This window comes from Kingella oralis (assembly GCF_014054985.1).
Taxonomy (GTDB): domain Bacteria; phylum Pseudomonadota; class Gammaproteobacteria; order Burkholderiales; family Neisseriaceae; genus Kingella_B; species Kingella_B oralis.
Map to the genome: position 1 here is coordinate 627238 of NZ_CP059569.1, position 12715 is coordinate 639952.

At 55.8% G+C, this 12715-nt stretch carries 13 protein-coding genes; 6 read left to right on the forward strand and 7 right to left on the reverse strand.

All coding sequences use genetic code 11. The annotated features are described in order from the left end of the window. Positions 1-584: 584 nt before the first annotated feature. From H3L93_RS03355 to hpf, 6 genes are all read left to right on the forward strand, one after another. Complete coding sequence (locus H3L93_RS03355; RefSeq protein WP_003796912.1) at positions 585-1124, forward strand: KdsC family phosphatase; 540 nt, start codon at positions 585-587, stop codon at positions 1122-1124. Then, positions 1121-1696 carry an LPS export ABC transporter periplasmic protein LptC gene (lptC, locus tag H3L93_RS03360; protein ID WP_003796909.1) on the forward strand — a complete coding sequence of 192 codons (576 nt, stop codon included), beginning with the start codon at positions 1121-1123 and terminating at the stop codon, positions 1694-1696. The genes H3L93_RS03355 and lptC overlap by 4 nt, the downstream gene beginning before the upstream one ends. Then, the gene (gene lptA, locus H3L93_RS03365; RefSeq protein WP_003796906.1) at positions 1677-2207 is read left to right on the forward strand and encodes a lipopolysaccharide transport periplasmic protein LptA; all 531 of its coding nucleotides are present in this window, start codon (positions 1677-1679) and stop codon (positions 2205-2207) included. The genes lptC and lptA overlap by 20 nt, the downstream gene beginning before the upstream one ends. 403 nt (positions 2208-2610) lie before the next feature. Beyond that, a complete protein-coding gene (lptB, locus tag H3L93_RS03370) occupies positions 2611-3345 on the forward strand; it encodes an LPS export ABC transporter ATP-binding protein (protein ID WP_003796903.1) in 735 nt (244 codons plus the stop codon). Positions 3346-3362: 17 nt separating this feature from the next. Further along, positions 3363-4724, forward strand: coding sequence for an RNA polymerase factor sigma-54 (gene rpoN / locus H3L93_RS03375; RefSeq protein ID WP_003796901.1), 1362 nt, complete (start codon positions 3363-3365; stop codon positions 4722-4724). Between the two features lie 82 nt (positions 4725-4806). Further along, on the forward strand, positions 4807-5100 hold the full coding sequence (hpf, locus tag H3L93_RS03380) for a ribosome hibernation-promoting factor, HPF/YfiA family (protein WP_003796899.1): 294 nt from the start codon (positions 4807-4809) through the stop codon (positions 5098-5100). Positions 5101-5383: 283 nt separating this feature from the next. On the opposite strand, the gene dnaG is transcribed toward hpf, so the two are convergent. The 7 genes from dnaG to ushA form a co-directional block, all read right to left on the reverse strand. Next, on the reverse strand, positions 5384-7168 hold the full coding sequence (gene dnaG, locus H3L93_RS03385; RefSeq protein ID WP_003796896.1) for a DNA primase: 1785 nt from the start codon (positions 7166-7168) through the stop codon (positions 5384-5386). Next, complete coding sequence (locus tag H3L93_RS03390; protein ID WP_003796894.1) at positions 7165-7353, reverse strand: hypothetical protein; 189 nt, start codon at positions 7351-7353, stop codon at positions 7165-7167. Before H3L93_RS03390 ends, dnaG begins: the two co-directional genes overlap by 4 nt. Before the next feature lie 164 nt (positions 7354-7517). Further along, entirely contained in the window at positions 7518-8282 is a 765-nt protein-coding gene (locus H3L93_RS03395; RefSeq protein WP_003796893.1) for a J domain-containing protein, read from the reverse strand. A 229-nt stretch (positions 8283-8511) separates the two neighbouring features. Continuing rightward, complete coding sequence (locus tag H3L93_RS03400) at positions 8512-9162, reverse strand: hypothetical protein (protein WP_003796889.1); 651 nt, start codon at positions 9160-9162, stop codon at positions 8512-8514. Positions 9163-9381: 219 nt separating this feature from the next. After that, complete coding sequence (gene hisG / locus H3L93_RS03405; RefSeq protein WP_003796887.1) at positions 9382-10029, reverse strand: ATP phosphoribosyltransferase; 648 nt, start codon at positions 10027-10029, stop codon at positions 9382-9384. A 202-nt stretch (positions 10030-10231) separates the two neighbouring features. Beyond that, positions 10232-10960 carry an SCO family protein gene (locus tag H3L93_RS03410; RefSeq protein WP_003796884.1) on the reverse strand — a complete coding sequence of 243 codons (729 nt, stop codon included), beginning with the start codon at positions 10958-10960 and terminating at the stop codon, positions 10232-10234. Positions 10961-11051: 91 nt separating this feature from the next. Further along, positions 11052-12680 (reverse strand): bifunctional UDP-sugar hydrolase/5'-nucleotidase UshA, encoded by a 1629-nt coding sequence (gene ushA, locus H3L93_RS03415; protein WP_003796881.1) that lies wholly within the window; start codon positions 12678-12680, stop codon positions 11052-11054. Positions 12681-12715 lie beyond the last annotated feature (35 nt).

Consider the following 12715-nt stretch of genomic DNA (forward strand, 5'->3'; position numbering starts at 1 on the left):
ATATTTTCAGGCTGCCTTTGAGAAATAGCCGTAGGGTGTGCAGCTTCGTTGCGCATACTGTTTTACTGAAAACACAAAATTGCTTGATGTTCTGCCACTCGGTTTTTTACTGGATGAATTGAATTTCAGGCTGCCTAACGCTTCACAAATGTTTAATGCTGCTGCCACTCTCCCCTACGTCCAGCCGAACGCAGCATCCTTTTTTCGGGAAAAAGCGTGCGCTTGTTCGACGGCGCACGAAGTGCGACTAGTTCGCACGCGCCGAAAAAAGGATGCAGAGTGAGGGTAGTTCGCGCAGCGAACCTGCACGTCGGGGTCGCCTTTCTTTTACTTACTTTTCTTTGGCGAAGCAAAGAAAAGTAAGTGCCCCGTCGGCATGAGACGCATGGTTAAAACCACACCCAAAAGCCAACCATAATGCACTAACCCATTTTCAGGCTGCCTTAATGGCGTAGCGACGGCTCATTGTCCAAGACCCCCTTGAAAACTTTACCATCCCCCATCAACGTTTGGCACAAAAAATGCTTATTCCCGCCCCAATCTGTTAGAATGTCCAAAATATCATTTTCAGGCTGCCTCAAACCATGTTTACCCCCCTTTCTCCCGAACGCCAACAACGCCTGCGCGACATCAAACTCCTTATCTTAGACGTGGACGGCGTGCTCACCAGCGCGCAACTCTTCATCGGCGGCAACGGCGAAATCATCAAAGCATTCAACACGCTAGACGGGCACGGCATCAAAATGTTGCACCAAACAGGCGTGCAAACCGCCATCATCACCGCCCGCAACGACCCCGCCGTCGCCCACCGCGCTGCCCAGCTCGGTATCAACCACTATCTGCACGGCGTGGAAAACAAACAGCAAGCCTTCGCACAACTCTGCGCCCAAACCCAAATCGCCGCGCAACAATGCGCCTTTGTGGGCGACGACGTGATTGACCTGCCCGTGATGACCCGCTGCGGCTTCCCGTTCGCCGTTGCCAACGCCCACAGCTATGTGAAAGAACACGCGCTCTACACCACCCGGAAAAGCGGTGGTTTCGGCGCGGTGCGCGAAGTAACCGACCTGATTATGCACGCCCAAAACACATTGAGCGATGCGCTCGCCGAGTACACCAAATGAACCGATTTCGCAGCCTTGTCTTTCCCCTTGCGCTTGCCCTGATTTTGGGCGGCTTAACCGCGTGGCTCGGGCGCGTGAGCGAAGTGGTGATTGAAGCCGTGAAGCTGGACCCCGCCAAGCCGCAATACACCATGACGCAAATCCACGGCAAGCGCTACGACATTTCAGGCAGCCTGAATCAAGACCTAACCGCCCCGCTGGCATGGCAGTTGCCCGACCAAAAAAACGTTTATTTCCAACAACCCACGCTCAAAACCTACCGCGAAAACAACGAGCAATACACCGTGTCCAGCCAAACCGCGCGCTACGAAATAGAAAGCAAAAAAGTCTTTTTTGAACAAAACGTGGTGCTCACCAAAACCCCCGATGCCGAACGCCCCGCAGGCAAAGTCGTAACCGATTATTTGAATGTGGACACCCAAACCGAAATCGCCGAAACCGATGCCCCCGTGCAATACGAATACGGACGCTCCCACGGCACGGCAACAGGCTTAACCTACGACAACAAAAACGGCTTGCTCAACCTAAAATCCAAAGTGAAAGCACAAATCTATGACCTCAAACGCCCTTAAAACTACACTCCTTGCCGCCGCGCTTGCCCTAGGCAGCCTGAACGCCCATGCCCTAGAAAGCGACCGCCAGCAGCCCATCTCCATTGATGCCGACCAAGGCTCGTTGGACCAAAAAAACCAAGTAACCGTGTTCACCGGCAACGTCATCATCACGCAAGGCACGCTCAATATGCGCGCCAACACCGTGCGCGTGGTGCAAGACCAAAACGGCAACCAAACCATGAATGCCCAAGGCAGCCCCGTTTACTTCCGCCAAGAGCTAGACAACAACAAAGGCATCGCCGAAGGCTGGGGCGATAGAGCCGAATACGCCTCCGCCAACCACACCGTGAAACTGGTGGGCAACGCCAAAGTGCGCCGTGGCGGCGATGTTGCCACCGGCAACGCCATCAGCTACAACACGCAAACCGAGGTGTATACCGTGCTGGGCGGCAACGCCACAGGCAGCAAAAACAACCCGCGCGTGCATATTGTTATCCAGCCCTCCACCGCCAAAACGGATAAAAAATAAGAACCTATATTCACTATTTCCATAGATAGATTTGATGACATAAAAGCGTGGATACAAGGCAAAAAGCGCAGCAAGGTTGGACACCTTGCGAGCATTTTTAACGCAGTAGCCGCGTTTTTAGGGCATAAAAGATGCCTATGCGAATAGTGAATACAGGTTCTAAGCATAGGCAGCCTGAAAACGAATTCAGCGCGTTGGTGCGAAACGAAAATAGCCTTGCCAAATCGGTTTTCAGGCTGCCTTAACCAGTAGGATGCGCACCGTTTAGCAAGGTTGCATTTAATGGTGCGTGAGTGATACCGCACACCCTACATCGTTTCTTTATTTGTCCCACACTCTTTTCAGGCTGCCTCAGCCATCGCATCCCCCAAAGGCAGCCTAAAACCCACACCGAGCCAAAGTCATGCCCCAAAAAACCGCCCATCTCCATGTATCAGGCTTGCAAAAAGCCTTCAAAAAACGCCAAGTGGTAAAAAACTTCTCACTAGACATCCAAAGCGGCGAAGTCATCGGCTTGCTCGGGCCCAACGGCGCAGGCAAAACCACCAGCTTCTACATGATAGTCGGGCTGATTGCCGCCGATGCAGGCAGCATCACGCTCAACGGCGAAGAACTGCGCCACAGCCCCATCCACCAACGCGCCCAAGCAGGCATCGGCTATCTGCCGCAAGAAGCCTCCATCTTCCGCAAGATGACGGTGGAACAAAACATCCGCGCCATCCTAGAAATCCGCCTGCGCGATAAACACCAAATTGAAACCCAGCTCAACAAACTACTCGCCGATTTAAACATTGAACGCCTGCGCCACAGCCCCGCGCCCGCGCTATCGGGCGGGGAACGCCGCCGCGTAGAAATCGCCCGCGTGCTCGCCATGCAGCCGCGCTTTATCCTGCTGGACGAACCGTTTGCCGGCGTGGACCCCATCGCCGTGATAGACATCCAAAAAATCATCGAATTTCTCAAAGAGCGCGGCATCGGCGTGCTGATTACCGACCACAACGTGCGCGAAACCCTGCGCATCTGCGACCGCGCCTACATCATCAGCGACGGCACCGTGCTTGCCACCGGCAAACCCGAAGAGCTGGTGAACAACGAACAAGTCCGCGCCGTTTACCTAGGCGAAAATTTTGATTACTGACAACCATAACAACCGCTATGAGCAGCACCAACATCCAACTCAAACTCAGGCAAACCCAGCAGCTTAGCCAAAACATGCAGCAATCGCTGCGCGTTTTGCAAATGTCGGGTATTGAAATCGAGCGCGAAGTGGAAGACTGGCTGGCGGACAACCCTTTGCTTGACCGCGTAGAGCAGCCTGAAAAAACCTACGAGCCGCCCCAAACCACCGCAGACATCGCCAAACGCGGCGTGAGCTTGGATGACGACGACAGCAGCGCGTGGGAAAACCTCGCCCAAGAAGAAACGCTCAACGCCTATCTGCATAAACAAGTTGCCGAACACCCGCTCACCCCATCCGAAGCCGCCCGCGTGCATATTCTGATTGATTTTTTGGACGACAAAGGCTATCTCACCGAATCCATAGAAGAAATCATAGAACACACCCCGCTGGAATGGATGCTGGAAGAAGACGACATGGAAATCGCGCTGGAACACCTGCGCGCGTTTGACCCCGCAGGCATCGCCACCCCCGATTTAACCCAATCGCTGCTCTATCAGCTTGACCGCCTGCCGCTATCCGAAGCACGCCGTTGCGCCGCGCAAATCATCACCCGCCATCTAGACCAAATCACCCAAAACACGCCCAAAAATCTCAACCGATTCAGCAAATTGCTGCCCGAATACAGCGAAACCGTGTTGCGCGACGCGCTGGAAATCATCACCAACCTGCGTCCCTATCCCTCTTACGGCTTTGCCAGCGAAGAACCCACCCAATACGTTCGCCCCGATGTGTTCGTGCAAAAGAACGACAAGGGCGAGTGGTATGCCATCAGCAACGAAGAATCGCTGCCGCAAATCAAAATCAACACCGAAATCATCGAAGCCCTACAAGAAGAAAGCAACCTAGACCCGATTTGGCGCGAAAAAATCAACGGCGCAAAACAAAAAATAGATATGCTGCAACAGCGCAAAAGCACCATCTTGCGCGTTGCCGAATACATCCTTGCCCATCAACAAGACTTCTTCTATTTTGGCGAGATAGGCTTAGTGCCCATGCTGCTTAAAGACTGCGCCAAGCATCTTGAACTCGCCGAATCCACCATCTCCCGCGCCGTGAGCAACAAGTATCTGGCTTGCCCGCAAGGATTATTTGCGCTGCGCTATTTTTTCAGCCAAAATGCAGCCATCAACGACAGCGAAACAGGCAACGCCATCAGCGCCAACGCCATCAAATCCGTGATTGCGCAAATCGTTGAACATGAAGACAAAACGAAGCCCCACAGCGATTGCTCACTGCATCGCTTGCTGCAACAGCAAGGCATCAACATCGCGCGGCGCACGGTTGCCAAATACCGTGAACAACTGGGCATCCCCACCGTGCAACAACGCCGAGAATAATTGAGTTTCTTTTGCGCTTGGCAACGCCCCAGCGGCGTTTTCAGGCTGCCTTTTCTAACCACTCTGGATAAGGAGTTGCATTATGAATCTGAAAATCACTGGTCTCAATTTTGATGTTACCGAAGCCATCAAAGCGCGCGTAACCGAGAAATTAGAACGCATCGCCCGCCACACCGACGGCATGATTTCGGCAACGATTACGCTTTCTGTGGAGAAAGTGCAAAGCAAAGCCGCCGCGCAAGTGCATTTGGCCGGTAAGGATTTTCATGTGGAGGCATCGGAAAACGGCGACAATATGTATGCGGCGATTGACAATATGGCGGATAAATTAGACCGCGCGTTGCTGCAATATAAAGAGAAAGCGCAAAACCGTTGAGTTTTTGGGAATTGAGAAAGACCGAGCGAGTGAGTTTGCTCGGTCTTTTTTTGGGTTTAGCTTCGCTGAACTTCGTTTCAGGCTGCCTTTGGGGAAACAGCAGAGGCAGCCTGAAAACCATTATTTGTGATGGGGTTGTTTGCCATCCGTTGTAGGGTGTGCAGCTTGGCTGCGCACGCTGTTTGTTGCGTTTCAACTGCGTGCGTACCTGCGGTACACACCCTACGCCTAAGGCAGCCTGAAAACACAATTTAGCGTTTTCAGGCTGCCTCAATCGCTCTGCCTACTTGATTGCCAGCAGTTGCACAATCAACAGGGAGAGGCGTTTGCGTTCGTCTGGGCTGATGTCGGGCTGGGTGAGGCGGTGTTTGAGTTGGCTGATTTGGTGGTTTTTGAGCTCGGTGATGAGTTTGGCGATGCCGTCTTGAAACTCTTGTTGTTTTTCGGGGCTGCTGTCGGTGAGGTCTTCTTGGTTTTGTAGGGCGTGGCGGAAGATGTGGTCTATGGTGGTGGCAAAGGGGGTGGCGCGGAAGTGTTCTATGGCTTGGGCGGCGGTCATGCTGGGGTGGCTGCGGTAGCTGTGGGCGAGGGCGAGCAGGCAGGCGATGTCGCCCCCTGCGGGCAGGTAGTCGGGGATGGCGACGTGTTCCGCCCATTGGGGGTTGAGCAGTAGGGTGCGGATTTGGCGTTGCACGAGGGTGGTGGTTTCAGGCTGCCTGAAACTTTCGCGCGGGAGGGTGTAGCGTTTGGCGGCAACATGGCGTTGCGGGGCGGCTTGCCCCATCAGATAGGCGAGATTGGTGGGGTCTATGCCTGTTTGCTCGCTGAGATTTTGTTTGAGCAGGTAGGCTAGGGTGGGGGCTTGGGTGATTTGGGCGAGATGAGGGGCGGCGCGTTTGACCAGCTCGGCTTTGCCTTCTTGGCTGGTGAGGTCCAAACCAGCGGTGAGCGCGTCCCAAAAGTATTGAGACAGGGGGCGGCTTTGGTGCAACAGTGCTTCTTCAAAGCGTTCTTTGCCAAATTGGCGCACGAAGCTGTCGGGGTCGTGTTCGGCGGGCAGGAAGAGAAAATGTAGGCTTTTGCCGTCTTTGAGCTGGGGCAGGGCGTTTTCTAGCGCGCGCCATGCGGCTTTTTGCCCTGCTGCGTCGCCGTCAAAGCAGAAATAGATGTTGTCGGTTTGGCGAAACAGGATTTTGATGTGTTCGGCGGTGGTGGCGGTGCCGAGTGCGGCGACGGCGTATCCGATGCCGTATTGGGCGAGGGCAACGGTGTCCATGTAGCCTTCCACCACGAGGATGCGCCCTGCGTCTTTGATGGCTTGGCGGGCTTCGTATAGCCCGTATAGGTTTTTGCCTTTGTCAAACAGGGGGGTGTCGGGGGAATTGAGGTACTTGGGTTTGCTGTCATCTAATACGCGCCCGCCAAAGCCGATGATGCTGCCTGAAATGTTGCGGATGGGGAACATCAGGCGGTGGCGGAAGCGGTCGTATTGCTTGCCGTCTTGGTCGATGACCATGCCGCTGGCGATGAGTTCGCCGTTGGGATAGGGCTGGAACACTTGAGCGAGCGGTGTCCAGCCGTCGGGGGCGTAGCCGATGCCGTAGCGGGCGATGATTTCGGGCGACAGACCGCGCCCTGTGGCATAGGCTTGGGCGGCGGCGGAAAGCGGCAGCTGTTGCGCGTAAAAGGTGGCGGCGGCTTGCACGGCGGTTTCCAGCGTTTGCTGCTGCTGTTTGCGTGCGGCGCGTTCGGCGGCGTTTTCAGGCTGCGTGTTGCTGTCGTGTGGCACGCTCATGCCTACGCGGTCGGCAAGCTGTTGCACAGCTTCGGGGAAGGTGAGCCCTTGGTGTTCCATGATGAAGCCGATGGCGGAGCCGTGTGCGCCGCAGCCGAAGCAGTGGTAAAACTGTTTGCTGGGGCTGACGGAGAAGCTGGGGGATTTTTCTTTGTGAAACGGGCAGCACGCCATGTAGTTTGCGCCGCTTTTTTTGAGCGGGACGTAGTGGTCGATGATGTCTACGATGTCGGTTTTGGCGAGCAGGTCGTCGATAAAGCTGGATGGAATCATGGGGATGGGATTTTGTTGGGGTGAGGCAGCCTGAAAACCAAGTGGAGCGGCGACGGCTCGTTGCCAAATGGTGTGTTTAACGGGGCTTTATGGATTGGCAAGATGTCGGCGAGCCGCCGACGTTCCATTTTCAGGCTGCCTAATGATGGGCAGGATGGTTTGGTGGATACGCCGCAATCGCCCACAGGGTTTGTGTTTTTCCACAGGGATAATGTGTGGATAAGTGATATAGCGTGTTGATTGGGCGGGAAGATTTGGCGTTGCTTAAATTTTGAGCAAGGTTGTTCAAAGGGTTTTCAGGCTGCCTGATGGTTGAGGCAGCCTGAAATACTATTGGTCGCGTGAAATACTATTGGTCAAGTTTTTTGGCAAACAGCACATAGCCCAGCATCAGCAGGGTAACGATGATTTGCGCGTATAAGCCGATGCCGTAGCTAAGGACTTCATGCGGCGTGCCCAGCCGTTCAAAGTAGGGTTTGAGGCGCAGGTAGTATTGCGCGTGTATCAGCAGGGCGAATAGGGCGGCCAGCATCAGCTCGGTGTAGGCGGTGGGTTTTTCCTGCTTGTCGTCGAGCCAGACTTTGGCGGCGGTGGCGGCGAAGATGATGGTGTTCACCCATGCCAGCAGGCGGAAGCTGAGCGATGCGCCCACATAGCTTTTGAGCGGGGTGTTCGCCCACGGCAGCAGCCATGTGAGGATGGCGAGGGCGCAGAGGGCGAGGACGATGTTGCGCGTGGACAGCAGCGGGGCGCGGTTGGACGGGGCGAGGGCGCGGCGGGCGGATTGCGCTTGTTTTTGCGGCCGGCGGGGCGAGGGGTTTTGCGCGGGGCGTTGTTGGGTGGAACGTTGCGGCGGCTGGGCTTGCGATTGGGCAGGCTGACGGTTGGCGGCTTGCGCGGGGGCTTTGGGCTTGGGTTGGAAAAATGCGGGGTCGGCTTGGCGCAAGGCGGCATCGTAGGCGCGGCGTTTTTCGCTGTTGTATAGGGTGTCGCGGATTTCGTGCAGGATTTCAATCGGCACTTTGCCGCTTTGGGCGGCGAGTTTGAGCTGGTTTTGGATTTCGGTGAGGCCGGCGGTGGAGGGGAGGCAGAGAAATTTGTAGTAATTGTTCATGGGTTTCCTTTGGGATAGATGGGGTTGGGGCGGGGCGGTGGTTTGTCTGAAGCAGCCTGAAAACGGGTTTCAGGCTGCAATCTTTGTAAAACCTGCAACTAATGGAGCGCGGCTCGCCAACATTTTGGCAAACCCGTAATACGATGTTGGATGCCATTTGGCGGCGAGCCACCGCCGTTCCATTTTAGGTTTCAGGCTGCCGATTATTGTGCAACGCCGCGCGATGTTTTTACCGATAGCGCACGTTTTCGGCGGCATCGATGTGGATTTTGCCTGCGCTTTGCAGTTCGGCAAGCATTTCTTGTGCAAGTTCAGGGTTGCTGCGCTCGGTGAGCAGGCGCAGGAGGTCTTGTTTTTTCTTGGGATGGTTTTTTTTCAGCAGGGCGAGGGCGGTGGCGATAAGGGCGGATTCTGCGCCGGCGGGCGGCGCGCTCGGGATGATTTGGGCAACGGCCTGCTGCACGGTTTGGGCGGTGTATTCAATCAGCCGTTGTTCGCTTGGGGCCTCGCCGAACGGGTTTTCAGGCTGCCTTGCTTGTTTGAGAAATCGGCGGACGGCTTTGCCGAGCTTTTTCTTGTGCAACAGGCGGGCTTGGGGGTATTTGATTTGCAGTTGGTGCAGATAGGGGCGCAGTTTTTTGCGCGGGGACACGATGGCGATTTGCGCTTGCGGCTGGTGTTGCAGGATGTCGGCGGCGGCTTGGGCGATGCTGCGGGCGGCTTTTTTGCGCGGCAGAACGTAGATGCCGTGCGGTTCTTCGGGGGTAATCATGCGTTTGGCGGCTTTGAAGGTGGCGAATAAGCCGACTTTGGCGTGGGCAAAGGGGATTTTGCGTTTGGGCGCGGGAGATTTGGCGAGGTCTAGCAGGAGGTGGGGCATGGTGGGACTCCTTGTTTATGGGGGGTAATCTTTATCGGGATGTATGGGGGTGGGCAGCCTGAAAAGGGGTTGGGGTTTTGTGCTTGACAGTCAGGCAGCCTGAAACCGCAGTTTAACTAATTGGCACCATGCTGTTTTATGCGCCATTGGGCGAGGAGCCGTTGCCGCGTTAGGCGTTGGGCAACGGTTTTCAGGCTGCCTCAATGGATTTGCGCGCGGCTAGCTTTGAACTGCGCGGGCAAACGTTTCCACAATGGGGTTGAGCAGGGCGTATTTGGTTTTGAGCGCGGCTTTGTTCACAATCAGGCGGCTGGATATGTTTGCGATGTGTTCCACGGCTTCCAGGTTGTTGGCTTTGAGCGTGTTGCCGGTGGAAACCAAATCGACAATGCAGTCGCTCAATCCCACCAGCGGGGCGAGTTCCATGGAGCCGTAGAGTTTGATGATGTCCACGTGCACGCCTTTGGCGGCGAAGTGTTCGGCGGCGATGCTGGGGTATTTGGTGGCGACGCGCAGGCGTTTGCCTGCTTGCGAGGCGTGGGCGTAATCAAAGCCTTTTTGCACGGCAACCATCATGCGGCATTGGGCGATGTTGAGGTCTAGCGGTTGGCATAGACCTTCGCCGCCGTGTTCAATCAGCACGTCTTTGCCGGCAATGCCCAAGTCGGCCGCGCCGTATTGCACATAGGTGGGCACGTCGCTGGCGCGCACGATAACGAGGCGGATGTTGGGGTGGTTGGTGGGGATGATGAGTTTGCGCGAGTTTTCGGGGGCTTCGCTAGGCACAATGCCTGCGGCGGCGAGCAGGGGCAGGGTTTCTTCGAAGATGCGGCCTTTGGATAGGGCGATGGTGAGCTGTTGCGGCATGGTGGTCTTTCGGGGCTTGATGGCGGCGTGCAAATGGATTGGGGTTTTGCTGCCATGCGCTTTATTCGTTTTGGCTGCGCTGAAATTTGTTACGCTCGTTTTAGCTTCGCTAAAACCCGTTGCTCTTGTTTTCAGGCTGCCTTTGGCGGGGATTGGGCAGCCTGAAATCAGGCAAAAAGGGCGTGTGTGAACGCCCTTGTGGTTATTCGGCAAGCAGTTTTTTGATGTCGGCGGCGATTTGCGGGGCTTCTGCGCCGAAGCGTTCAAAGTAGGCGGCGTTGCCTTGTTTGTCCAGCAGGTAGGTGCCGGACGAGTGGTCCACGTTGTAGAGTTTTTCGGATTTGATGTCGGCTTTGGCGGAGATGATGCGCCATTGTTGTTTGGCCAGGGCGATTTCGTTGCCGCCTTGGGTGTCGGTTAAGCCGATGAAGGCGGGGTTGAATTGTTTGACGTATTGTTTCATCAGTTCGGGCGTGTCGCGGTCGGGGTCAACGCTTACGAATACCACGGCAACGTTTTTGGCTTCATCACCCAGTTGTTTGAGGGTGTCGTTGTAGGTGAGTAGCTCGGTGGGGCAGATGTCGGGGCAGTGGGTGTAGCCAAACGACAGCACGACCACTTTGCCTTTCAGGCTGCTGAGGGCGAAGGGTTTGCCGTCGCCATCGGTGAGCGTGAAGTCGCCGCCGATGTTGTCTTTGCGGATGTCGGTGCTCATGCTGCCATCGGCTTTGGGCGCGGTTGCGCTGGCTTGGCTGGCGGCTTCGGCGGTTGAACTGGCTGCGCTGGCGGTTTCGCTGGTTTGACTGGCTGCGCTGGCGTTGCTGCTGGCTGTGGCGGGCGCGCTGGGCGCGGGGGCGTTGTTGGCGGCTTGGTCGCAGGCAGCTAGGGCGAATACGCTGGCAATTAGGGCGGGGATGAGTTTGGGTTTCATAGTGTGTCCTTTCGGATGGGTGGGATTTTGTGGGAATGGTATTTTCAGGCTGCCTAATCTATTTGAGGCAGCCTGAAAACGCTTCACCGCATTATTGCGCGGGGCATTGTTCTACCAACAAACCATCGGGCGAATAATCGGCGGGGTTCACGGGCGAGTGTTTGCTGAAATAGACTTTGGTGGTGTCGGCATCCACAAAGCCTGTTTTCACAAAGCCTGTGTGGGTTTTCAGCACGGGGTAGCCGTCGCCGCCTGCGGCGATATAGTCGGGCAACACAAAGCGGTAGGTAGCCGTTGGGTTGAGCGGCTTGCCTTGGATTTTCACATTGGCGATGGTTTTATCGGCAGGGCAATAGGTGAGCGACACGCCTGCTAGGTGGGGGTAGCCGCCCGAGCCTTTGTCTTTAAACACGATTTCTTGCAAATAATCAAAGGTTTCTTTGCCTGTGAGCGGCACCACGCTCAGCAAGTTGCCAAACGGTTGCACTTTCAGCACGGTTTTGTAGGTGATGGTGCCTGCGGGGATGGTGTCGCGGATGCCGCCGCCCTGCATCAGCGAGAAGTCGGCTTGGGTGCGTTCTAGCTGGGCGCGGTTAATCAGTTGCCCGATGGGCATTTGTTGGCTGCGGACCAGCTCGCGCGTGCCGTCGAATGCGGCGGTGGTTTCGCCCACTTTGATGTTCAGTTTTCTGTCGCCTTCATCTTGGTATTTTTTCAGATGCGCTTGCAGTTTGGGGTCGGCGGGGATTTCGCTGGTGTAGAAGCTGCCGTCTTTGCGTTTCAGGTTGGAGGGGATGAGTTGGTAGCTGACCAGCTTGGTTTCGCCGTTTTTGAATTCAAAGTCGGCGCGACCGAGGAATTTGCCCCACTCATACGCTTGCATGATGGGCGTGCCGTTTTGCACGTCGGGACGGCAGGGGGTGTTGGGCACATAAGGCGTTTTCAGGCTGCCGTCTTCGTTGATGCAAACGGGGGTGTGCGAGTGTCCGCCGATAATCATGTCAAACGATTTGGCGGGCAGGCTGCGGGCAAGGGTTACGTCGCCGGGGGCGCTGTGTCCGTGTTTGCCGTCGTTGTAGTAGCCGATGTGGGTGAGCGCGATGCGCACGTCGGGTTGGGCTTTGTTGACTTGGGGCAGTATGTCGCGTGCGGCTTCAATCACGGGCTGGAAGGTAACGTTGCCCAAGTATTCGGGGTTGCCGAGCTTGGCGGTGTCTTCGGTGGTGAGCCCGACCACGGCGAATTTCAAGCCGCCGCGTTTGATGATGGTGTAGGGTTTCACCAGATATTTGCCGTTTTTATAGCGCACGTTGGCAGACAAGAAGGGGAATTTTGCCCAGCGTTCTTGTTTGTCTAGCAGCTGCAAGGGGTTGTCGAATTCGTGGTTGCCCAGCGCAAGGGCATCGAATTTCATGGCGTTCAGCCCTTCGATGTCGGGCTTGGCGTTTTGCAGGTCGGATTCGGGCACGCCGGTGTTGAAGTCGCCGGCATGCAGTAGGATAACGGTGCCGCCTTGGGCTTCCACTTCTTTGCGCACGTTGTCGATGGCGGTTTTGAGCACGGAGAAGCCGTATTCGCCTTTGTCGTTTTTCCAGAAGCGCCCGTGCGTGTCGTTGCTGTGCAGCACGGTGAAGCGGTAGGTTTTGTCTTTCTCATACGCGTGGGCGGCGAGGCTGGCGGAGAGAAGCAGAACGGAAAGGGTGAGCTTTTTGGGAGACATGGTCTGTTCCTTTTAGGGTTGGGAAAAAAGGGTTT

Coding starts and splice junctions, on each gene's coding strand:
- H3L93_RS03355 (WP_003796912.1), top strand. CDS start 585: ATGTTTACCCCCCTTTCTCCCGAACGCCAACAACGCCTGCGCGACATC.
- lptC (WP_003796909.1), top strand. CDS start 1,121: ATGAACCGATTTCGCAGCCTTGTCTTTCCCCTTGCGCTTGCCCTGATT.
- lptA (WP_003796906.1), top strand. CDS start 1,677: ATGACCTCAAACGCCCTTAAAACTACACTCCTTGCCGCCGCGCTTGCC.
- lptB (WP_003796903.1), top strand. CDS start 2,611: ATGCCCCAAAAAACCGCCCATCTCCATGTATCAGGCTTGCAAAAAGCC.
- rpoN (WP_003796901.1), top strand. CDS start 3,363: ATGAGCAGCACCAACATCCAACTCAAACTCAGGCAAACCCAGCAGCTT.
- hpf (WP_003796899.1), top strand. CDS start 4,807: ATGAATCTGAAAATCACTGGTCTCAATTTTGATGTTACCGAAGCCATC.
- dnaG (WP_003796896.1), bottom strand. CDS start 7,168: ATGATTCCATCCAGCTTTATCGACGACCTGCTCGCCAAAACCGACATC.
- H3L93_RS03395 (WP_003796893.1), bottom strand. CDS start 8,282: ATGAACAATTACTACAAATTTCTCTGCCTCCCCTCCACCGCCGGCCTC.
- H3L93_RS03400 (WP_003796889.1), bottom strand. CDS start 9,162: ATGCCCCACCTCCTGCTAGACCTCGCCAAATCTCCCGCGCCCAAACGC.
- hisG (WP_003796887.1), bottom strand. CDS start 10,029: ATGCCGCAACAGCTCACCATCGCCCTATCCAAAGGCCGCATCTTCGAA.
- H3L93_RS03410 (WP_003796884.1), bottom strand. CDS start 10,960: ATGAAACCCAAACTCATCCCCGCCCTAATTGCCAGCGTATTCGCCCTA.
- ushA (WP_003796881.1), bottom strand. CDS start 12,680: ATGTCTCCCAAAAAGCTCACCCTTTCCGTTCTGCTTCTCTCCGCCAGC.